We start from the raw sequence: 22,279 nt of genomic DNA on the forward strand, positions 1-22,279 counted from the left end.
CCCAACGCCCCACGCCCCACGCCGCCGGCCCCGGCCCCGATGGGCAGGGCATGGAGCGGGGAATGCGGGGTACTCGCGGGGCATGACGGCTGGCGGAGCGGTACGCGAGGGTGTGGAGACCGCTTCGAGCGGCGGCAAGGCACGGGGGGTGCTGGCCCGGTGCGGCCTGGGGACGCGTGGGCTGCTCTACGTGCTCATCGGCGTACTCGCGGTGCGCGTCGCCTTCGGTGTGAACGGCGGCGGGTCAGCGGACCGGACGGGCGCACTGCAGGAGCTCGCGGACAAGCCCTTCGGCGGTGTCCTCGTATGGGCCGTCGGCATCGGGCTGGTCTGCATGACGCTGTGGCGGCTTTCGGAGGCGGCCCTGGGTGCGGCCGGCCCCGACGGGGACAAGCCCGGCAAGCGGCTGGCCGCGGCGGCCCGGGCCGTGTTCTACGGGGTCGTCGCGTTCTCCGTGCTCTCCTTCGCCGCCGGTACCGGCGGGGGCGGCCAGTCCGGCGACGAGCAGTCGCGCGATGTGACGGCCCGGGTGCTGGATGTGCCCGGTGGTCCGTGGTGGGTGGCGGCAGCGGGCGCGGGGATCGCCATCGGCGGTGTCGTGATCGCCGTACAGGCGGCGCGGCGCACCTTCCGCAAGCACCTGGCGATGGAACGACAGCCCGAGGGGGTCCGTACGGCGGTCGAGGTCCTCGGGGTGGTGGGCGGTGTGGCGCGCGGCGCCGTCTTCGCCGCGGCCGGCGCCTTCGCCGTGCACGCCGCCGTGAGCTACGACCCGGCGAAGGCGAAGGGGGTCGACGACACCCTGCGTGCGTTCACCCAGACCCCCGCGGGCCCGTGGCTGCTCGTGGTGGTCGCCGTCGGGCTCGTGCTGTTCGGGTTGTTCTCCTGGGCCATGGCCTGTTGGCGCCGGGTCTGAGCCTGCCTGCCCGTACGGGACGCAGGACTTCGGCGACACCCGCTGATCCGGTACCTCCCGCCGCGCGACCGAGCGGGCCGCGGGCGCATGGAACCGGCGGCACGGGACACACGTATGCCAACCGGCCCGAACGCGAAGGCAGTCGGGCCGACCGTCCTTGCGTCCACCGCGCTGACATTCCCGCCCGCCATGTTCCCCCTCGCGTTAAGTCCAGGAGATCCGATGTCCCGTACGAAAGAGTCGGCCGGTCCGGTCGCGAGCACTACCCGGTCGCCGGGGGCGCCGTCGGCAGAGGTGCGGGTGGCGCGGCTGCGGCGGCGCCTGGAACGGCTGATAGGGATCGCGGCCACCGAGGGCAACGCGCTCACCCCCTTGCGCAACGGGGACGAGATCTTCGCGGCGATGCTCCGCGGCATCCGCGGTGCCCGGTACACGGTGGACATGATGACGTTCGTGTACTGGAGGGGCGAAATCGCCCGCGACTTCGCCCGGGCACTCGCCGAGCGGGCCCGCGCCGGAGTGCGGGTGCGGCTGCTCCTCGACGGCTTCGGTAGCCGTCTGATCGAAAGGGAGCTGCTGGACGACATGGAGCGGGCCGGCGTGCAGGTGGCGTGGTTCCGCAAGCCGCTGTACCTCTCACCGCTCAAGCAGAACCACCGCTGTCACAGAAAGGTCCTCGTCATCGACGAGGAGACCGCGTTCACCGGCGGGGTCGGGATCGCGGAGGAGTGGTGCGGGAACGCGCGCGACACGCATGAATGGCGCGACACGCACGTCGAGGTCCGCGGACCCGCCGTCGACGGGATCGCCGCCGCGTTCGCGCAGAACTGGGCCGAGTGCCACGACGAACTCTTCGACGACCGGGACCGGTTCGTCGACCACCGCCCACAGGGTGACGCGATCGTCCAGGTCGTGCGCGGCTCGGCCAGCTTCGGCTGGCAGGACATGCAGACGCTGATGCGCGTCATGCTGGAGTCCGCCGAGGAGCGCTTCCGCCTGGCCACCGCCTACTTCTCACCGGACGCGTACTTCGTCGAGCTGCTCTGCGCCACCGCCCGGCGCGGGGTCGAGGTGGAGATCCTGCTCCCGGGCCCGCACACCGACAAACGAGTCTGCCAGCTCGCCGGCCAGCACCACTACGCGGAGCTCATCGCCTGCGGAGTGAAGATCTACCAGTACCAGCCGACGATGATGCACGCGAAGGTCATCACCGTCGACCGCGTCGCCGCACTGATCGGGTCCACCAACTTCAACCGCCGCTCCCTCGATCACGACGAGGAGGTCATGCTCGCGGTGCTCGACGAGCAGGTCACCGGCGTCCTCGACGGACACTTCGACGAGGACCTGGCCGTGAGCGAGTTGATCCGGGAAGGGCGCTGGAAGCGACGCTCCGCCCTCCAGCGAGCCCGGGAACTCGCCGTGCAGCCGGTGCGCCGCTTCCTGTGAGCGTCAGGTGACCCGAAGACCGACCGCCAGGGTCAGTTCGAGGACCCGCTGCGGCGATGCGAGATCCGGAAACAGCTCCCGCAGCTGCGACATCCGGTACCGGACCGTCTGGGGATGGACGAACAACGCCGCCGCCACCTCGTCCCGCCTGCCCTGGTGCAGCAGCCACGCCCGCAACGTCTCCTCCAGCCGCCGTGCGGTCGCGACGGGCAGGGTCCGCAACGGTGCGAGGGATCGGGCGCGCAGGTCCGCGAACGCGTCCGCGTCGGCGCTCAGCACCAGCTCGGGCAGGTGGTCCTCGGTATCGCGGATATCAGGGGAGAGGGAGCGCGCGCGTACGGCGCGTGCGTACGAGGCGGACGCACGAGTCCAGGGCCGGGCCGGGCCGACCACGGCGGTGCGTTCGGTCAGCTGCCGCAAGAGATGTGGTCGGTCGGCATCGGGGACGAGCAGTACACCGGTGTCGTCCGGCAGATCATCGAGGACGAGGGTGCTCGGGTCGAGCGCGCGGTAGGCGGGGCGGGCCTGGGCGGCGGGCAGCAGGACCGCGGTCAGGGAAACCGGAGGCTGCCATCCGGCCCGTTGAACGGAGGCGAGCAGTACGTCCGGGCCGGCGTCGGCGAGGAGGTCGCGGGCCAGGTGTTCCAGGTGGCGTTCGTGGGCCCTGCCCCGGGCGGCCAGTTCGTCGGCGTGGCCCGCTGCGCTCGCGGCGGAGAGCTCGTCGATGTAGGCGAAGGTCAGCTCGGCGAACTTGGCGACCTCGGCGGCCGGCAGACCTGCGGGTACGGCACCCGCTGCCAGGCATCGCCAGGCCACGCGGGCACCTACGCGGTAGGCGCTGAGCAGGGCGTCCATCGAACGGCCGTCGCGCACCTCGCCGCGGCCCAGCTCGTAGGCTGCGTCACCGCCGTCGCCGCCCGTGGCGTTCCCGCTCGCGAGGTCCAGGTAGTGCCCCAGGGCGGTGCGGACGGATCGGCGGATGGTGGCGCCCATGCGGCCCGAAAGGGCGTTGGCGTAGGGATGGACCTCGTCGATGATCGCCTGGACGACCTCGTCGGCGGTGGTCTTCAGCGCGGCCCGCAATGCGGTGACCGTCGTCTCGTCCAGGGTCAGCTCGCTGGCCCTCCGGATTGCATGACTCACGTTTTTGTTCCCTGCGAACAATTCAGCCGACCAGATTTACGTCCTGCGGTCAGGACTTTACCCCCTGAGGCATACCAAGCTGGGGCCATGACGAGTACAGCCCTTCGCAGCAGGGCGTGGAAACTGCTGGAGATGGTCACGACGCCGCTGCTGCCGTCGGACTACCTCGACCTGGTCAGCCCGCTGCGTGCGGGCGCCGACCTGCGTGGGCGCATCGAGGCCGTGCACCCCGAGACGGATGACGCCGCGACCATCGTGATCAGGCCGGGACGGGGCTGGCGCGGCCACACGGCCGGTCAGTACGTGCGGATCGGGGTCGACGTCGACGGGGTGCGCCTGTGGCGTGCCTACTCCCTCACCTCGCCGACCAACCGCCAGGACGGCCGCGTCACGATCACCGTGAAGGCGATCCCGGACGGCAAGGTCAGCAACCACCTGGTCCGCACGGCGAAACCGGGCACGCTGATCCAGCTCGACCAGCCGACCGGTGACTTCGTGCTGCCCCAGGTCAAGCCCGCCAAGGTCCTGTACCTGACGGCCGGCAGCGGCATCACGCCCGTGATGGGCATGCTGCGCGACATCGAGTTCGACGACGCCGTCATGGTCCACTGCGCGCCGCAGCCGCACGACGTGATCTTCCGCAGCGAGCTGCACGACCTGGTCGCGGACAAGAAGCTGCGGCTCACCGAGGTGCACACCGACACGGACGGCATGCTCGACATCGCCCGTCTCGACGAACTCGTGCCCGACTGGGCCGAGCGCGAGACCTGGGCTTGCGGACCCGCGGGCCTGCTCGACGCCGCCGAAGAGCACTGGGCCGCGCACGGCGTACGAGAGCGCCTGCACACCGAACGCTTCCGGCCCGGCATCGTCGTCACCGGCGACGGCGGCGAGGTCACCTTCAGCGCCACCGGCAAGACCGTCGACGCGGACGGCGCCACGCCGTTGCTGGACATCGGCGAGGAGGCCGGCGTTCTCATGCCCTCCGGGTGCCGCATGGGCATCTGCTTCGGCTGCGTCACGCCGCTCAAGGCGGGCGCCGTCCGCGACCTGCGCACCGGCGAGATCACCGAGGCCGAGCCGGGCGTCCTCATCCAGACCTGTGTGTCCGCCGCGGCGGGCCCCTGCGACATCGAACGGTAGGACCACCCTTGACCGCAACCGACCCCACCGCCCACCTGACCGCGGAGCAGATCGAGGAGCTCGGCCGCGAGCTCGACGCGATCCGCGACGAGGTGATCGCCGGCCGCGGCGAGAAGGACGCCGCCTACATCCGCAAGGTCATCTCGGCGCAGCGCAAGCTCGAGCTGGTCAGCAGGGGCGTGCTGCTGTTCTCGATCTTCCCGCCCGCGTGGCTGATCGGCACCGCCGGCCTGTCCGTGGCGAAGATCATGGACAACATGGAGATCGGCCACAACATCCTGCACGGCCAGTGGGACTGGATGCGGGACCCGAAGATCCACTCCACCACCTGGGAGTGGGATCACGTCTCGCCGTCCGAGCAGTGGAAGCACTCGCACAACGAGCTGCACCACACCTACACCAACGTGATCGGCAAGGACAACGACCTCGGCTACGGCATCATGCGCGTCGACGAGGACCAGCGGTGGCACCCGTTCCACCTCGGCCAGCCGCTGTGGAACTTCCTCAACGCCTGCTTCTTCGAGTACGGCATCGCGGCGTACGACCTGGAGCTCGGCAGGAACCTGAGCAAGCGCCGCCGCAAGAACCCGGAGTTCCGCGCGCGGGCCAAGGCCGTGGGCCGCAAGATCCGCAAGCAGGTGCTCAAGGACTACGTGATCCACCCGCTGCTGTCGGGCCCGTCGTTCCTCCCCACGCTCGCCGCCACGTTCACCGCGAACCTGGTCCGCAACATCTGGACCCACTCGGTGATCATGTGCGGGCACTTCCCCGAGGGCGTGCAGGTCTTCGAGCGCCGGTCGATCAAGGGCGAGACGCGCGGCCAGTGGTACCTGCGCCAGATGATGGGTTCGGCGAACATCAGCGGCAGCAAGGCCATGCACTTCATGACCGGCAACCTGTCGCACCAGATCGAGCACCACCTGTTCCCGGACCTGCCGAGCAACCGGTACGCCGAGGTCGCGGTGAAGGTGCGCGCACTGTTCGACAAGTACGAGCTGGAGTACGTCACCGGGCCGCTGCCCAAGCAGGTGTTCTCCGCGTGGCACAAGGTCTTCCGGCTGTCGCTGCCGAACAAGAAGCCCAAGGTCAAGACGCCGGACCGCGAGCGGGAGCTCGTCGCGGCCTGATTCCCGGTACGGGTTCGGTGGGCGGGGCCGAACGGTCCGCATCCTCATCCTGGATCAGAGGGGTGCGTCTCCGGTGCCGCGGTCCGGTGGAATGCGAGTGCGGGAGTCCGTGGAGCGGGCCGTGAGCCGGTCGATGACCGCGACCACGCCGTCCAACTGTCCGGCGAGACGGAGCGCGACGGGGATCTGGCCGCTCATGGGCAGTCGGCCGTCCAGGGTGACGACCCCGTCCACCACGCGCACGCGCACGGCGTCGGCGTCGATGCCCATCGTGTCCGTCAGCACCTCCTCGACCAGCACCCGGCGTATCTCGCGGTCCGGGCGCAGGAACACACGCAGGAGGTCCCGCCGGGTCACGATGCCGACCAGACGGTCCTCATCGTCGATGACCGGCAGTCGCGTCACGCCCCGTCGGGTGATGAGGCGGGCGGCCTCGGTGACCGTCTGCTCGGCGTGGACCGTGACGGCCGGCGCGGTCATCAGGTCCTGGGCGGTGAGACGGTCCTGGGTGAGCAGGTCGGACCGCGAAATGACGCCGAGGACGCGTTCGTCCGCGTCCACGACCGGCACGCCGCCGATGTCGTGTTCGACGAGCAGCGCGGCCACGTCCGCGCACTGAGTACCCCCGAGGACGGAGACGACCTCGTCGGTCATCAGGAAGCCGACCTTGGCGTGCTTCATCTGTGGCCCTCCTGTCGCCTTCGGCCAGTGAGCACGCCGTGCGGAGCGCCCTCACCAGCCACCATCCGCCGCGTACGCCCGCGGTGCGAGGGCCGAACGGGTCCTGTGTCAGGACTGACCAGACCCCGGCGCTGTGCGGTCGCCGAGGCGGTGCTTGGCGGCCAGGGGACTACGCTGAAGTCCGGGCGGGTGCGCAGAGCCCCTCGCCGCCGGAGGTGTCCATGGTCGGGGACGATCGAGATGCGTCGGCGAGCCGGATTCCGCAGCCGAGGCTGGACGCCCTCCAGGCGGAGATCACCGACGCGCGGGGTACCCGTGACCGGCTGAAGGGGCTGCTGGAGGCGGTCATGTCGCTGGGGCAGGAGCTGGACCTGGCCCAGGTGCTGCGCGGGATCGTGGAGGCCGCGGTCGTTCTCGTGGACGCGGAGTACGGCGCGCTGGGGGTGGTGGGGGACGACGAGAAGCTCGCGGAGTTCATCCCGGTGGGCATCGGCGACCGGCTCCGGGCGCGGATCGGATCCCTTCCCACCGGACACGGACTGCTGGGCGAGCTGGTCAGGCACCCCCGGCCGCTGCGCCTGCGAGACCTTTCGCAGCATCCGGCCTCCGCCGGTTTCCCGGAGCACCACCCACCGATGCGCTCCTTCCTCGGCGTACCGATCCGGGTCCGGGACGAGGTGTTCGGCAACCTCTACCTGACGGAGAAGCGGGGCGGGAAGGCCTTCGACGCGGACGACGAAGAGGTCTTGTCCACCCTCGCGGTCGCCGCCGGCGTCGCCGTGGACAACGCCCGCCTGTACGAGGAAGTCCGGCTCCGGGAGCGCTGGTTGGCGGCCAGTTCCGATTTCACGAGCGCCCTCCTGTCGGGCTCCTCCGAGATCGAGGTGCTGGAGGGCATGCTGGAGCGGGCCCGCGACATCATCTCGGCCGAGATGTGCGTCTTCTACCAGGTGGGGCCCGGCGGCGAGCTGCGCGGCTCCCTGGCCTTGGGGGAGGGGGCCGAAGCGCACCGCGGGATCGTGCTGCCCGGCGGCGAGGGGATCCTGGCCGCGGTCGTCCCGGCGCGGGACGGACTGGTCACCCTGGCCGATGTGGCCACCGACGCCCGGATCGCGGCGCAGCCGGACGTCTGGACGGGCTTCGGACCGGCGGCAGCCGTCGCGGTGGGCACCAGGGCGAAGCTGCGCGGGGTACTGATGCTGGCGCGGCGTACCGGCCGGCGGGCGTTCGCCGCGGCCGAGGTCGCGCCCCTGCCCGGCTTCGCCGGGCAGGCGGCCCTGGCGCTCGAGCTGGCCGACCGGCGCCGGGACACCGAGCAGGTGAGCCTGCTCGCGGACCGCGACCGGATCGCCCGCGACCTGCACGACCTGGCGATCCAGCGGCTCTTCGCGACCGGGATGACCTTGCAGAGCGCGCAGCGCTTCGTCGAACACCCCGAGGCGTCCGAGCGGCTCAGCCGGTCGATCGACGACCTGGACGAGACCATCAAGATCATCCGTACGACCATCTTCGGACTCCGTGACCACGAGGCGGCGGGCAGCGCCCCGAGGCTCCGGGTCCGCGCGGTGCGGGCCGTGGGCGAGGCGGCGGCGGTGCTCGGGTTCGTGCCCGCGCTGCGCATGGAGGGGCTGATCGACACCGATGTGCCGGGCCCGGTCGCCGACGACGTGGTGGCCGTGTTGGGGGAGGCCCTGACCAACGTGGCCCGGCACGCCAGGGCGGCGCGGGCGGAAGTCGGGATCGTCCTGGCGGAAGGCGTACTGGCCGTGACGGTGAGCGACGACGGCGTGGGCGTCACGGACGGTGGCCGTCGGAGCGGTCTGCGCAACCTCGCGGAACGCGCCGAGGCTCACGGGGGCGGACTGTCCGTCTCGCCGCGCCCCAACAGCGGCGGAACGCGTCTGGACTGGCGGATCCCGATCAGACGGGCCCAGTGACTGCGGGCCTCAGCGGCCGGTCTCGTCGTGCTCGCGCACCTCGGCGGCGATGACGGCGGCCTGTACGCGGCGTTCGACGCCCAGCTTGGCGAGGAGCCGGGAGATGTGGTTCTTGACCGTCTTCTCGGACAGGAAGAGGCTTTTGCCGATCTGACGATTGGTGAGGCCCTCGCCGATGAGCTCCAGCACGGCACGCTCGCGCTCGGAGAGGACCGTCAGCCGTTCGTCCCCGGGCGGTTTCCCGGCGGTCGGGTTCCGGAGCGAACTCATCAGGCGCGCGGTGGTCGCCGGGTCGAGCATCGACTGGCCCGTCGCCACCGTCCGTACGGCGGTGACCAGGTCGGAGCCCTTGATCTGCTTCAGGACGTACCCTGCGGCGCCGGCCATGATGGCGTCGAGCAGGGCGTCCTCGTCGTCGAAGGACGTCAGCATGAGGCAGGCGAGATCCGGCATGCGCGAGCGCAGCTCGCGACAGACGCTGATGCCGTCGCCGTCGGGCAGCCGGACGTCGAGCACGGCCACGTCGGGCCTGAGCGCGGGGCCCCGGGCCAGGGCCTGGGCAACCGTCGCCGCTTCGCCCACCACCTCGATGTCCGGCTCGGAGTCCAGCAGATCGTGCAAGCCGCGCCGGACTACCTCGTGGTCGTCGAGGAGGAACACCCGGATGGGCGCCGGGGCGGGAGCTGGTCCATCGGACATCCACGCCACACCCTCGGGTCGGGATACGTCTCGGGTCGATTGTCTCAGATGCGGCTTCCGCTGCCGTGGGGTGCGTAAAGGTCGAGGAGCCGGATGAGGGCGGATACGAGCCGGTGGGCGAGCACCTGGCCCACCCATTGCCACATCGCGGAGGCGAGCGCGGGGTCGCCGTCCATCAGCTCGCGCACGGCGGCGGCGTCGAACTCGTCGGTACGGACCGGCGTCATGGCCTCGGCGCCGAAGTGCCAGGTGTAGGGGCGGAACAGCCAGGACCAGCCGACGAGCTCGCCCGGACCGACCGTCTCGACCACCGCGGCCTGCCGGCCGGGTACGTGCACGTCCATGCCGACGTTCCCCGACCGGACGACCCAGAAGTGGCCGGTGTGCCCGCCCTGGTCGAACATGCGCGCGCCGGCGGGGAAGTCCGCCTCGTGGGCGAGGGCCAGCAGGCCGTCGCGCTGGTCCGGGGAGAAGGCGTGGTCGAAGCGGCTGGGGGAGGAGGTGAGCCGGTGAGAGGAAGTGGTGCTCATGGCGGTTCTCCGTTCGGGTCCGCCTCCACTCTCCGCCGGTGGCGACGACCCGGGAAGGGCCGATCGGTACCCTCTGCGACCCGGGCGGCCCACCCGTCCCACCCGGGCGGGGCGATCAGTGGGGCCAGGACCAGTCGGCGACTTCCGGCAGGTCGGTTCCGTGCTCGCGGATCCAGCCGTGGTGGCGGATGCGCTGGTCGACCATGGCCTGGCGCAGGCCCTCGGCGCGGCCGGCGAGGCCGGGGACGCGGTCGATGACGTCCATGACGAGCCGGTACCGGTCGAGGTCGTTGCGCACGACCATGTCGAAGGGGGTGGTCGTGGTCCCGGACTCCTTGTAGCCGCGGACGTGCAGGTGGGCGTGGCCGGTCCGGCGGTAGGCGAGGCGGTGGATCAGCCACGGGTAGCCGTGGTACGCGAAGACCACCGGCTTGTCGGTGGTGAAGAGGGAGTTGTACTCGGTGTCGGTCATGCCGTGCGGGTGTTCCTCGTGGGGCATCAGCCGGGCGATGTCGACGACGTTGACGACGCGGACGGCCAGCGAGGGGAGGTGCTCGCGGAGCAGGGCCGAGGCGGCCAGGACCTCCATGGTGGGCACGTCCCCGGCACAGCCGAGCACGACGTCGGGCTCGCGGGAGCCGTCGTCGGTCCCCGCCCACTCCCAGACGCCGGCGCCGCGAGCCACGTGCTCGCGGGCCGCCCCGATCGACAGCCAGTCGAAGCAGGGCTGCTTGCCCGCGACGATCACGTTGACCCGGTCACGGCTGCGCAGCGCATGATCGGCCACGACGAGCAAGGTGTTGGCATCCGGCGGGAAGTAGACGCGTACGACTTCAGGGCTCTTGTTGAGGACGTGGTCGACGAATCCGGGGTCCTGGTGGGAGAAGCCGTTGCTGTCCTGGCGCCAGACGTGCGAGGTGAGCAGGTAGTTGAGGGAGGCGATGGGCGCGCGCCAGCTCAGCTCGCGCGAGCTCTTCAGCCATTTGATGTGCTGGCCGACCATGGAGTCGACGATGGGGGCGAAGGCCTCGTACGTGGAGAACAGGCCGTGCCGGCCGGTGAGGAGGTACCCCTCCAGCCAGCCCTGGCACACGTGCTCGGAAAGGATCTCCATGACCCGGCCGTCCCGGGAGAGGTGCCGGTCGGTGGGTTCCGTCAGGCCCTGCCAGGCCTTGCCCGTCACCTGGTACAGGTCGTCGAGGCGGTTGCTCGCCGTCTCGTCCGGCCCGACGACCCGGAAGTCCCGCCGCCCCGCCGTGCTGCTCATGACCTGCGCGAGATAGCGGCCCAGGACGCGGGTCGGCTCGTGCAGGGTGCTCCCCGGCTTCTCGACGGGCACGGCCCACGCGTCGAGCTCGGGCAGGGGGAGCGAGCGCAGCAGCCGCCCGCCGTTCGCGTACGGGCTCGCCCCCGGACGGCGCTCACCCTCGGGGACGCAGGCCAGTACGGAGGAGACCGGACGGCCATCGGTGCGGAAGAGCTCCTCGGGCCGGTACGAGCGCATCCAGCTTTCCAGCTGCCGCAGGTGTTCGGGGTTCTCACGGACCCCCGCCAGTGGCACTTGGTGCGCGCGCCAAGTCCCCTCGACGGGTCGGCCGTCGACGGTCGCGGGCCCCGTCCAGCCCTTGGGTGTCCGGAGGACGATCACCGGCCAGTTCGCGCGCCCGCCGCGCGGATCGGTGCCTGCGGCCCGTGCTTCCCGCTGGATCGCGTGGATGCGGTCGACGGCCTGGTCCAGTGCGCCGGCCATGGCTCGATGGATGAGGGCCGGGTCGCTGCCGGAGACGTAGAGGGGGTCGTGCCCGTAGCCGCGCAAGAGCGTGTCGAGCTCGGCCTCGGGGATCCGTGCCAGCACCGACGGGTTGGCGATCTTGTAGCCGTTGAGGTGGAGGATCGGCAGGACGGCTCCGTCGTGGACCGGGTCCAGGAACTTGTTGGAGTGCCAGGAGGCGGCCAGCGGCCCGGTCTCGGCCTCGCCGTCGCCGATGACGCAGGCCACCAACAGGCCGGGATGGTCGAAGGCGGCACCGTACGCGTGGGCCAGCGAATAGCCCAGTTCGCCACCCTCGTGGAGGGAGCCCGGTGTCTCGGGCGCGACGTGACTCGGCACGCCGCCCGGGAAGGAGAACTGGCGGAACAGCTTGCGCATACCGTCCGCGTCGCGGCCGATGTCCGGGTAGGTCTCGGTGTACGTGCCCTCCAGCCAGGAGTTGGCGAGGACGGCCGCACCGCCGTGGCCGGGCCCCCAGACGCACAGGACCTCAAGCGAACGCTCCTTGATCACCCGGCTCAGGTGGGTGTGGACGAGGTTCAGGCCGGGCGCGGTGCCCCAGTGGCCGAGGAGCCGCGGCTTGATGTGCTCCGGCCGCAACGGCTCGGCGAGCAGCGGGTTGTCCATGAGGTAGATCTGGCCGACGGCCAGATAGTTCGCGGCACGCCAGTGCGCGTCCAGCTCCGCGATCCGGTACGTGGTCGTCATGAGTGTTCCCTCTCACCGCAGTCCGGGTCGTACGCCGTTTGAGCCGATGTGTGAACCGTGCTCTTACGGGGCCGGGGGCGGGAAGGGCAGGACCGGTCCCCGAATGGGGGCCGGTCGGCCCCTTCTGCGCTCTGGGCCGGGCGGGGAGCGTGGGCGATGCGAGAACAGGGCCGTGTCAGGGTGCTCGTCCCGAGGAGGCGGACAGGTGCAGGGCACCGAGGCCGGGGCGCGGCACCATCCCGCCGTCGTCTGATCGGGGGAGGAACGACACCCCACCGGACCCGCTGGTGCGGGCCCGGTGGGGTGGGGTGGGGCGGAGTGCTTCAGCCAGCCTGGGCGAACTCGTTCGCGAGGCGGGGGATGTAGTCGGCGAGGGCCGGGGCCCAGCAGCCGTAGGTGTGGTCGCCCTTGCAAGTGGGTGACAGGGAGCTGCCGTTGCCGTAGTTGACGAAGCGGTTCGGGATGCCCAGCTGGTTCAGGCGGTTCGCGACGTTGGTGGAGGCGACCGCCGTCTTGCCGTCGATCAGACCCTGGTTTCCGGTGTAGAGGGTGACCCCGGTGTTGGCGAGCTTGCCCAGGTTGGCGAGCGAGGCGGGGTTGACCTCGTTCCAGATCCGGTCGTTGAAGATCGCGTACGGCGAGCCGAAGATCGCGTCGCTGTCCACCACCGGCCCGTACCCGGTGCAATCGCCGGTGCCCGAGGTGGTGGAGGCGCACCAGGCGCCGGTCAGGTTGAGCTCCGTGGCCAGCACCGCGGCACGGACCTCCCACAGGCCGAAGTCGATGCCCCCGGACAGGGAGGCGACGTGCCCGAACAGGTCGGGGCGGGCCTGGGCGTAGTGCAGGGCCCCGAAGCCGCCCATGGACAGGCCGACGACCGCACGGTGGCTGCGGTCGGGCAGGGTCCGCAGGTTGGCGTCGATGAAGGGGACCACCTGCTGGAGGTGGAAGGTCTCCCAGTTGGCGGCGCCCTCGGCGGTGTTCTGCATGTGCCAGTTCGCGTACCAGCCCTTCAGGCCGCCGTCCGGTACGACGGTGATCGTCCGGTCGTCCCGCAGGGCCGGGGCCGCGGCGGCGTCGTCCACGGTGCCGCTGCCGCCGTGCAGGAAGTACGTCACCGGCCAGCGCTTGCCCGGCTCGGTGGAGTAGCCGCTCGGCAGGAAGACCCGTACCTTGTGCCGGCCGGAGAGCTGCGGCGTGGTGACGGTGAGGGTGAAGTCGGTCTCGGAGCGCACCTCGGTGGCTCCGGCGACCTGGGTCAGACCCTGCCCGTCGGTGAAGGCCGGGATCGTGGGGGCGTCGGCGAAGCCGGCGGCGTGGGCCGCGGAGCCGGTGAGGGCGGTCGCCGCGACCGTCGCCACGGCGGCGGCGGTCAGCGCGGTGGCCCGTAGCGCGGCGCGGAAGCCGGTCGCGCCGGTGAGCAGGGATCGCACAGAGGTTCTCTCTTCTGTGAGGCTGGTCTTGTCGCGGGTCAGGGGCAGGGCCATGGCCGGGGTCGGGGTCAGGTCCAGGGTTAGGGTCGGGGGCAGGGTCAGGGTCAGGACGGCGTCTCGCACAGGGCGCTGGTCAGGGTCTTGTACATCTGCGCGCCCGGGATGTTCGTGACGAGATGCGCGTTGGTCACGACGGAGGCGTGCCGTCCGTCCTCGGTCACGAGCGTCTGCGAGTAGTAGCCGGGGACGGCTCCGTCGTGTCCCCAGGCCGTGCCGCCGCAGGGCAGGGCGAACTTCAGCATCCCGAGGCCGTAGCCGTTCCCCGAGCCAGGCTGCCCGAGCTCGAAGGCCTTCTCCATCTCGGCGAGGTTCGCGGGCGAGAGCGCAGTGCCGTCGACGATCGCCCGGAAGAAGGTGGTCATGTCCTGCAGTGTGGAGATGACGGCGCCCGAGGCATAGAAGGTGGACGGTTCGAACGCCGTCCCGTCCAGCCAGAAGAAGAACGAGCCGATCCGGGTACCCCGGTAGCCGTGGATCGCCGGGCTCGGCACTGCGCGGTCCGTGGGGGCGGGGAAGCGGGTGTGGGCCAGGCCGAGCGGCTGGATCACCTGCTGGGTGACGGCCTGGTGCAGGGGCAGCCCGGTGATCTTCTCGACCAGCATGCCGAGGATCTCGTAGTTGGTGTTCGAGTACTGGAAGGCGGCGCCCGGCTGGGAGGCCGGGGCGAAGCGCAGCCCGTCCTTCACCAGGGCCGCGAGCGTGTACGAGCCGTCCGGTCGGGCCTGCGCGAGCGGGAGGCCGTTCACCGGTATGCCGCTGGTGTGCTGGAGGAGGTGCCGGATGGTGATCCGGTTCCCGTCGTAGCCGTTGACGGAGACCACACCGGGCAGGTGCTGCTCGATGGGGTCGTCGAGGCCGATCCCGTTCGCCTCCGTGAGCTTCAGTACGGCGACGGCGGTGAAGGTCTTCGACTGGCTTCCGATGCGGTAGTACTCGTCCGGGCCGATCGGATCGTTGGTGTTGATGGTGGCCGTGCCGGTGGAGAGGCTCCACGAGGCGTCGCGGGTCCCCGCGTACACGCCCGCCCCGGGACCGCCGCCCGCCTTGAGCTCGTTCAGGGCCGCGAGGGTGGCGGAGTGGTCCGCGGTGGCCTGGGCCGGGGTCTGGGCTTGGGTCTGTGACGGCGTCTGTGCCTGTGCCTGTGCCTGTGCGGCTGTGGGCACCGCCAGGAGCGCACCGGCCACACCGAGGACGAGTGAGAACCGTAATGCGGTCAGCTTCAACTTCATCGGACCTGCTCCTCGTGGAGGGAATCGTCTGCCGGAAGTACGGGCATCGCTGGAATCGCTGGAAGGGAAGGGGCTTCGCCGGGCGTCGCCCATCGGGCTCAGGACCAGCTCTGGTACGGAAGGCTGTTGCACGTCCAGGTCCGCAGGCCCTGGGAGCTGTCGTCGATGCAGCGCGAGGTGTGCTGGTTCTGGAAGCGGACGGTGCCGTCGCCCCAGACCGTGACCCACCAGCTCTGCTCCGGGCTGGAGTTGCAGGCCGCGGTGTGGAAGCTGCTGTTGGTGTTCTCGATGCAGCGGCCGGTGTTGATGTTCATCAACTGGCGGGTCCCGTCACCCCAGACGTGCACGCTCCACCGCTGCGGATTCGATCCGTTGCAGCTCCAGACGCGGAAGCCGTTACTGGTGTCGTCCAGGCACAGGCCCGTGGCCTGGTTCTGGAAGGACTGGACGGCGTCGTTCGTCCTCGCCTGGCCGGCAGGGCCGGAGGTGGCGGCCAGAGCGCCGGTCGCCGGGGTGAGGGAGGTGAGGGCAAGGGCCCCGCCGAGCAGAAGCGTTGTCGTGACGCGCATGTGATCCGTCGTCTCCTTCGGGTCCGTGGAACTGGCCGGGCCACAAACTAGGAGCCGGGGCAGGGGCAGGACACCCGGAACCATCCGGAGTGACAGCGGGGGGCACCGTCCACGAACGCTTCCGCGTCCGGCGGGACGCCGGTGTCTTCACCACCCTGCCGGAATGCTCCGGCCCGGCCGCCGACCACTGTCAACTGATCGCGGGTCCTGGGCCGTTGAGCCACGCCCACTGGGCCCAGTCGGTGAAGCCGGTCTGCCAGGTGTGGTAGACGCCCGCATGGCTGGTCCCGAAGACCTCGATGCGGCCGTCGGCGTTGGTGGTGGCGGTGATGTCCGTGCCGCCGGTGCCGACGGTGACCCAGTCGCTGAAGGGGGCGTTGATCCCGGTCTGCCAGGAGTGGACGGCGATCTCGTTGCTGATGGCGAAGACCTCCACCCGGCCGTCGGCGGTGCGCTCGCTGGTGAGCTTCGAGTTGGCCGGGCCGCCCGTTCTCACCCAGCCCGACCAGGAGGTCGGGCTTTCCTGGAATCGGTGGAAAATGGCCTCCGGTCCGGAGGCGAATACCTCAAGGCGCCCGTCGGCATTGTGGTCCACCGTCAGATCGTGGCCGCCGCCTCCGAAATGTTCCCATGCGGACCAACCACCGTTGGGGGCGAGCTGGTACTGGTGCTCGAAGACCGTGCTGTTGAGAGCGAATACCTCAAGGCGCCCGTCGGGGGACTTCTCCATTTCCAGACGGGCGTCCACGGGACCACCGCCGGTGAATTCCCAGCCCGACCAGCCGGCGTTCGGCGCGGTCTGGTACCGGTGGTACAGGCCCTTCGGGCCGGAAGCGAAGACCTCGATACGGCCGTCGGCATTCGTTCCGGCGGCGATGTGCCGACCACCGGTGCCGAATCCCTGCCAGCCGGACCAGTCCCCGGACGGGCCGGTCTGATAGATGTGCTGGGCCGTGTCCGCGTTGATCGCCAGCAGCTCCAGCCGACCGTCGGCGTTGGGCACGATCGTCATCTGCGCGTTTCGCGGACCGCCGAGCGGCCGCCAGGCCGACCAGCCGCCGTTCACCTCGGTCTGCCAGGCGTGGTACACCCCGTCAGCTCCGGCCGCGAAGGTCTCCAGCCGGCCGTCGGCCGACCGTGCCGACACCACGCGGCCCGTATCGGCCGGGCTGACGGCGTGGCGAGAAGGAGCCTCGGCAACCCTCTTGTAGCGGTACGGCTTGGCCGTGAACTGGCCCCCGCTCGTGGTGTAGTTGATCGGCCGCTCATATCGGACGGACCCTGCCCCGCCCATCTCCTCCATGGTGAAGAAGCGGGTGTGCGCTTGGTTGGCCCAGCCGGCGAACAGCACGACATGTCCCGCGTCGCCGCCGGTTCCCGGCCCGAGCGTGCCGACGGCGTCACCGGGCTTCAGGTCCTCCCAGGCGATCGGGTCCAGGAACTCGGACAGGGTGACCGTACTGGGAGACGAGGGCAAGTGCAGTGCCATGGAGACGAAGCCCGAGCAGTCGGTGCGGTAGTGCCTGCCTTCCAGGTCCGGGTGGGAGTCGCCCTGGTTGTAGTAGACGTTCAGGTCCACCCAGTGCTGGGCACGGACAAGGATCTCGTCGCGGGTGATCGGGCCGCCCACGTCCGACTGGATGGTCTGGGCGGAGCGGAGGCCGATGCCGTTGCCGGCGGCACTGGCACCGGATCCCGTCGCGAGGACGTTCGCGCTCGCGAGGGATATCACAGCCGAAAGTCCACCGGCGGCTCTGAGAAGCGCTCGGCGGGAGGGATGGTGTGCGCTCACAACGGGCTCCTGATCGGTAGCGGTACGAGGCACTTACGGAAAAGGGGGACCCGCCGCGGTCGCGCCGGGTCACGGTGTGATCGCGCCGAAAGCTACCGAGAGGGACACGGCCCGGGGATCCGGAGAGTTACGGATGGTCACCCGCGGCCCCTCCCGCTAAGGCTCGACGCTTTGACCGTCAGGCCCGTCAGGCCCGTCAGGCCCGTCAGATGCGGAAGCGTTCGTGGAGTGGCCTAGAGGACGCGAGCCGGTTCTGTCAGTCCGTAAGGTTCCGGATACTCCTCCCGGGCCGGGGTCGCTAGCTTCCAAACCGCCGGTGCCGCTGGGGCGGCAGCCGGGTCACCAGCCAGCTCGCCCACAGGAGGCCACCTTGACCACGCAGCACCCCACCCGCAGGAGCATCCTCAAGTCCGCCGGCGGGCTTTCCGCCGCGGTGGCCCTGGGGGCCGGCGGCGTTCTCGCGTCGGCGTCGGCGGCCTCGGCGGTCGGCGACGGTCCCGACCTGCACATCACGGAACGCAACGAGCAGGATCACCGGATGTGGTACTACCGGTTCCAGACCTCCGCCATCGGCGGCTGGACCCCGGCCGTCAACGTGCTGCTCCCCGACGGCTACCACACCAGCGGGCGCCGCTACCCCGTCCTCTACCTGCTCCACGGTGGCCTGGAGGACTTCATCACCTTCGACCGGTTCCACGACATCCGGGGTCTGACCGCCTGGAAGGACCTCATCGTCGTGATGCCCGATGGCGGTCGCGCCGGCTGGTACTCCAACGCGGTGAGCTCCAACATCGGAGCCCGGAACTGGGAGCACTTCCACATCGGGCAGCTGATCCCCTGGATCGACGCGAACTTCCGCACCTACGCCGAGTACGACGGCCGTGCCGTCTCCGGGTTCTCGATGGGCGGCTTCGGCGCCCTGAAGTACGCGGCCAAGTACTACGGCCACTTCGCCTCGGTCAGTGCCCACTCCGGCCCGGCCAACCTGCGCGGGGGCAATGGCGACCTGGTGACCCACTGGGCCAACGCCTCTTCCGCCGCCGTGGAACTGAACGGCGGCAGCATCTACGGCGTGCCCTTCTGGGACCAGGCCCGGGTCAGCGCGGACAACCCGTGCGAGCGCATCGAGAGCTACCGGCACAAGCGGGTCTTCCTGGTCGCCGGCACCAGCCCCGAGGACATCCAGGGTTACGCCAACGAGACACTGGTGCTCGCCACCCAGCGGGAGTTCAAGTGGAACCTCGACCGCGTGGGAATCCCCTACGAGCAGCATGAGGTGGGTGGCGGCCACTACGTCCGCCGGAATCTGCTGCAGGACGACATCAACGGCATCATCGACCGCCTGCGCAAGGCGTGACGGGGGAACCTCGCGTGATGTCCGTCCTTTCCCGAGGCGAGTCCGGGCAACTGCCCGGCCGGGTGCTCGGGCTTCTTCTCGCGCTGACCGTGATCCTCGCACCGGGGCTCGCCGTCGCCTCACCGGCCGGGGCGCAGACCGCTCCCTCCCCGGTCTCGGCCCGAGCCGCCGATCTCGCCGCCTGCCCGGCGGCCGGCGACATCACCCAGGACTACAGCTGGGAGCACAACGGCATCGACATCGCCAACGACCGCGGCACCCCGATCTACGCGGTCGGCGACGGCGAGGTGACCATCTCGGGATACGAACCCGGCTACGGGCAGTGGATCCGCATTCTGCACCCCGACGGCACCATCACCGAGTACGGCCACATGTACCAGCGGGATGTCCAGGAGGGCGACCGCGTCAGTGCCGGGCAGCAGATTGCGCTGATGGGCAGCGAGGGCCAGTCCAGCGGGCCTCATCTGCACCTTCGGGTCTGGGGGAACGCGGGCGCGTCCGTGCGTGTCGACCCGATTCCCTACCTGGCGGAACGTGGCATCAACATGCCCTGTGTGCCCGGGAGTGGGCCTGGTCCTGGGCCGTTGGTGTATCCGGCGGAGTCGGGTCGTGTGGTGTCGGCGCGGTCGGTGGACGGGCGTCTTGAGGTGTTCGCGGCCGGGGCTGATGGTGTGCATCATGCCTGGCAGGAGAGTGTCAATGGTGCTTGGTCGGCGTGGGAGTTCATCGCCGGGCCGAAGGGTGCGGAGTTGGCGATCGGGCCGAATGCCGACGGGCGGCTGGAGGTGTTCGCGATCAACGGGCAGATTCTTCAGCACCGTTACCAGCGGCAGCCGTCCGGTGGTTGGTCGGGTTGGGAGAACTTCGGCGAGGGTGGCCGTGACGTCGCCGTGGGCTCGAATGGCGATGGACGGCTTGAAGTTTTCGCTTCCGGCCCCCAGGCCGTGTTCCACCGGTTCCAGACGGCGCCCAATGGTGGCTGGTCGGGCTGGGAGGGAACGGGCGGTGGTCCGGGGGAGAGTCGTATCGAGTTGGCGAAGGCGCCGGACGGTCGGCTTGAGGTGTTCGCTCTGAACGGTGAGGTGTTCCGGCATCTGTATCAGGAGTCCGTGAATGGTGGTTGGTCCGCCTGGCAGGACTTCGGTATCGGTGGTCATGACCTGACCGTCGACCACAACCAGGACGGTCGGCTTGAGGTGTTTGCTTCCGGGCCGGTCGGTGTCTTCCACCGGTATCAGACCGGTCCTGCCAGTTGGTCGGGTTGGGAGGGGACCGGTGGTCTTGCGAACGCGCAGTTGACGAGTCAGCGCGCGGTGGACGGGCGGGTCGAGGTGTTCGCTCTCAACGGCAGTGATGCCCAGCACATGTGGCAGACCGGGGTGAACAGTCCGTACCACGCGTGGGAGTCCTTCGGCGGCGGTGGCACGGAGATCACCGCGGTAGCCAATGCGGACGGTCGGATCGAGGTCTTCGGGACCAATCCCACCGGGGTCTACCACCGCTGGCAGACCGGCTTCTCCGACTGGTCCCAGTGGGGCTGGCTCAAGGACACCGCCGGCCCCGCGATCAACTGACGGCAAACGTTCCTCTGGAGCCTTCTCGTGCATCCGTTCAGCAGGCGTCACCTGCTGCGCGCGGCCGGAGCGGGAGCCCTCGTGCTCCCGCTCTCGGGCCGTGCCGCAGCAGCGGCCTCCGTCCCGGGTACGGCGTCCCAGTGGGTGGGCGCCGGTTCCTTCACCCACGTCTACGACCCCTCCACGCCGGGCCGGCGCCGCTACCTCAACGACCACACCCTGATCCGGGCGAACGGCCGGTGGCACCTGTTCAGCATCGTCGGTGACAGCGCGGCGACCGGCGAGGCACCGGACAGTGCCGCGGAGGTCTCCTTCGCGCACGCCTCGGCGCCATCCCCGTACGGCCCCTGGACCACCCACGCCGACGCGCTGACCGTCGACCCGGGCTACCACGGCGAGGAGCACCTGTGGGCCCCGCACGTCATCGAGGCCGGCGGCAGGTTCTGGATGTTCTACGCGGGCGGCGGCGCGAGCGGCGCCGCGATCAGCCTCGCCACGTCGGACGACCTGTTCACCTGGACGCGCGAGCCGTCCGGCCCGCTCTTCCGCGGGATCGCGGCCCGCGACCCGATGGTGCTGCGGGCCGGCGGCGAGTGGGTCATGTACTACACGGAACTCTCCAGCCCGGGCGGCCGGCACCTCGTGGCCCACAGGCGCTCCGCCGACCTGGTGCACTGGAGCGAGCCGGGCGTCGCATTCGCCGACGCGACCACGGCCACGACCGTCTCGGTCACCGAGTCGCCGTACGTCGTCGAACGAGACGGCTGGTACTACCTGTTCATCGGTCCGAGGGGAGGCTACGAGGGTACGGACGTGCTGGCGTCCCGGGATCCCTTCCACTTCGACCTCGCCGGGTACGCGGGCCACGTGGCCGGTCACGCGGTGGAGGTGATCACCGACGGGGAGGCCTGGTACGCCGGCGCCGCGGGCTGGTTCCGCCACGGGCTGCACGTGGCGCCCCTCCAGTGGAGGGACACACCACCGCCGTGGCAGAGCGCGGACAACCCGGTGGCCGGACTCGATGCCGCCGGCCGCCTCACGGTGTTCGCGCTCGACGCCTCCGACCACTCGATGCTCCGGCGCGTCCAGCTCGACGCGGACACCGACACCTGGTCGCCGTGGGAGACGTTCGGCGGGCCGGCCGGTGCGGTGCCCACGCTCGGCCGCAACGCCGGCGGCGCGCTCGAGGTGTTCTCGCTCGCCCCGGAGGGAGCCAACCTGCACCACCGGGCCCAGCGGCCGGACGGCGGCTGGTACGACTGGGAGGAGTTCGGCGGGCCGGCCGGCGCGGCCCCCGCCGTCGCCCGCGGCGCCGACGGCAGGCTGGAGGCGTTCGCCCTGAGCCCCGGCGGCGCGTCCGTCGCCCGGCGGAGGCAGGCGGCACCGGAATCCCGGGCCTGGGACCCGTGGGAGGTGGGCTTCGGCGGCGCAGCGGGCGCGCCACCGGTGGTCGCGGCCAACGCCGACGGCCGCCTGGAGGTCTTCGCCCTCGCTCCCGGCGGCGCCGGGATCTTCCACCGGTGGCAGGAGACCCCGGGCGGCACCTGGACCCCCGCCTGGCAGCGCTTCGGCACCGCGTCCGGCGCCGCGCCGCGCGTGGCCGGGGACGGCAGCGGCCGGCTCACCGTCGCCGCGATCGGACCGTCGGGCGTGGGAACCTTCAGCCGGCGGCAGTCCGTGCCGAACGGAGGCTGGGACGAATGGCTGCCGATGTTCGGCTGGAGCGCCGCCGCCCCGGCGTTCGCCGCCAACGCGGACGGCCGCCTGGAGGCGTTCTCGCTGGCGCCCGGTGGCGCCCGGCTCAGTCACCGCTGGCAGACGGTCCCCGGTGGAAGCTGGCATTCCGGCGGGGAGTTCGGGGAGCCGGGGATCAGGCTCGCCGCCACGCCCGCCGTCGCGACCGATCCCACCGGGCGCACGCACGTCTTCGCCGTCACCACCGAAGGCGGGATGCGCACCCGCGTCCAGGACCGGCCGAGCGGAGGGTGGCGGCCGTGGACCGCCTTCGGCGACCGGAGGATCGCACCCGTCGTATCGGGCCGTCCCGCACTCTGAACCCGGAGTGCGGATCGCGCCAAGTGAAAGGGGCGAAAGGGCGGTTCCGCAGGGCCGTGACCCCCCGGGCACGGTGACCTTCCCCACCCCGGCAGGTCCCGTACGCGAC

General features: G+C 70.8%; 17 protein-coding genes. 8 read left to right on the plus strand and 9 right to left on the minus strand.

Annotation, left to right across the window (positions count from 1 at the left end; genetic code table 11):
- Nucleotides 1-82: 82 nt before the first annotated feature.
- A complete protein-coding gene (locus OHA37_RS35730) occupies nt 83-916 on the plus strand; it encodes a DUF1206 domain-containing protein (protein WP_266911677.1) in 834 nt (277 codons plus the stop codon).
- Nucleotides 917-1,138: 222 nt separating this feature from the next.
- Nucleotides 1,139-2,362, plus strand: a complete 1,224-nt coding sequence (locus tag OHA37_RS35735; RefSeq protein ID WP_266911679.1) for a phospholipase D-like domain-containing protein — start codon at nt 1,139-1,141, stop codon at nt 2,360-2,362.
- A gap of 3 nt (nt 2,363-2,365) precedes the next feature.
- Here OHA37_RS35735 and OHA37_RS35740 read toward each other — a convergent pair whose 3' ends face one another.
- A complete protein-coding gene (locus OHA37_RS35740; RefSeq protein ID WP_266911681.1) occupies nt 2,366-3,505 on the minus strand; it encodes a PucR family transcriptional regulator in 1,140 nt (379 codons plus the stop codon).
- 87 nt (nt 3,506-3,592) lie between these two features.
- Between OHA37_RS35740 and OHA37_RS35745 the strand changes: the two genes are divergently transcribed.
- Nucleotides 3,593-4,648, plus strand: a complete 1,056-nt coding sequence (locus OHA37_RS35745; RefSeq protein ID WP_266911683.1) for a ferredoxin reductase — start codon at nt 3,593-3,595, stop codon at nt 4,646-4,648.
- An 8-nt stretch (nt 4,649-4,656) separates the two neighbouring features.
- On the plus strand, nt 4,657-5,775 hold the full coding sequence (locus OHA37_RS35750; protein WP_266911685.1) for a fatty acid desaturase family protein: 1,119 nt from the start codon (nt 4,657-4,659) through the stop codon (nt 5,773-5,775).
- A 54-nt stretch (nt 5,776-5,829) separates the two neighbouring features.
- Here OHA37_RS35750 and OHA37_RS35755 read toward each other — a convergent pair whose 3' ends face one another.
- A complete protein-coding gene (locus OHA37_RS35755) occupies nt 5,830-6,456 on the minus strand; it encodes a CBS domain-containing protein (RefSeq protein WP_266911687.1) in 627 nt (208 codons plus the stop codon).
- Between the two features lie 221 nt (nt 6,457-6,677).
- On the opposite strand from OHA37_RS35755, the gene OHA37_RS35760 reads away from it, so the two are divergent.
- Nucleotides 6,678-8,393, plus strand: coding sequence for a sensor histidine kinase (locus OHA37_RS35760; RefSeq protein ID WP_266911689.1), 1,716 nt, complete (start codon nt 6,678-6,680; stop codon nt 8,391-8,393).
- Nucleotides 8,394-8,402: 9 nt separating this feature from the next.
- Here the strand turns inward: OHA37_RS35760 and OHA37_RS35765 are convergent, their stop codons facing one another.
- The 7 genes from OHA37_RS35765 to OHA37_RS35795 all read right to left on the minus strand — a co-directional run bounded on the left by OHA37_RS35765 (nt 8,403) and on the right by OHA37_RS35795 (nt 17,124).
- The gene (locus tag OHA37_RS35765) at nt 8,403-9,092 is read right to left on the minus strand and encodes a response regulator (protein ID WP_266911691.1); all 690 of its coding nucleotides are present in this window, start codon (nt 9,090-9,092) and stop codon (nt 8,403-8,405) included.
- Nucleotides 9,093-9,136: 44 nt separating this feature from the next.
- A complete protein-coding gene (locus tag OHA37_RS35770) occupies nt 9,137-9,622 on the minus strand; it encodes a Crp/Fnr family transcriptional regulator (protein ID WP_266911693.1) in 486 nt (161 codons plus the stop codon).
- 115 nt (nt 9,623-9,737) lie between these two features.
- Nucleotides 9,738-12,101: a phosphoketolase family protein gene (locus OHA37_RS35775; RefSeq protein ID WP_266911695.1), complete on the minus strand. Its 2,364-nt coding sequence runs from the start codon at nt 12,099-12,101 to the stop codon at nt 9,738-9,740.
- 323 nt (nt 12,102-12,424) lie between these two features.
- The gene (locus tag OHA37_RS35780) at nt 12,425-13,657 is read right to left on the minus strand and encodes an alpha/beta hydrolase (protein WP_266911697.1); all 1,233 of its coding nucleotides are present in this window, start codon (nt 13,655-13,657) and stop codon (nt 12,425-12,427) included.
- Nucleotides 13,639-14,823, minus strand: coding sequence for a serine hydrolase domain-containing protein (locus OHA37_RS35785; RefSeq protein WP_266911699.1), 1,185 nt, complete (start codon nt 14,821-14,823; stop codon nt 13,639-13,641). The genes OHA37_RS35780 and OHA37_RS35785 overlap by 19 nt, the downstream gene beginning before the upstream one ends.
- 98 nt (nt 14,824-14,921) lie before the next feature.
- Nucleotides 14,922-15,392, minus strand: coding sequence for an RICIN domain-containing protein (locus OHA37_RS35790; protein ID WP_266911701.1), 471 nt, complete (start codon nt 15,390-15,392; stop codon nt 14,922-14,924).
- A gap of 190 nt (nt 15,393-15,582) precedes the next feature.
- Nucleotides 15,583-17,124 (minus strand): hypothetical protein, encoded by a 1,542-nt coding sequence (locus OHA37_RS35795; RefSeq protein ID WP_266911703.1) that lies wholly within the window; start codon nt 17,122-17,124, stop codon nt 15,583-15,585.
- Nucleotides 17,125-17,554: 430 nt separating this feature from the next.
- Here OHA37_RS35795 and OHA37_RS35800 point away from each other — a divergent pair, with 430 nt between their 5' ends.
- From OHA37_RS35800 to OHA37_RS35810, 3 genes are read left to right on the plus strand one after another with little or no spacing between them, the layout of a single operon-like run.
- Nucleotides 17,555-18,541 carry an alpha/beta hydrolase gene (locus OHA37_RS35800; protein WP_266911705.1) on the plus strand — a complete coding sequence of 329 codons (987 nt, stop codon included), beginning with the start codon at nt 17,555-17,557 and terminating at the stop codon, nt 18,539-18,541.
- A gap of 17 nt (nt 18,542-18,558) precedes the next feature.
- On the plus strand, nt 18,559-20,115 hold the full coding sequence (locus tag OHA37_RS35805; RefSeq protein ID WP_266911707.1) for a peptidoglycan DD-metalloendopeptidase family protein: 1,557 nt from the start codon (nt 18,559-18,561) through the stop codon (nt 20,113-20,115).
- A gap of 27 nt (nt 20,116-20,142) precedes the next feature.
- Entirely contained in the window at nt 20,143-22,170 is a 2,028-nt protein-coding gene (locus OHA37_RS35810) for a family 43 glycosylhydrolase (RefSeq protein ID WP_266911709.1), read from the plus strand.
- The last annotated feature ends 109 nt before the right edge of the window (nt 22,171-22,279 follow it).

The sequence above is a fragment of the Streptomyces sp. NBC_00335 genome, from assembly GCF_036127095.1.
Classification (GTDB): domain Bacteria; phylum Actinomycetota; class Actinomycetes; order Streptomycetales; family Streptomycetaceae; genus Streptomyces.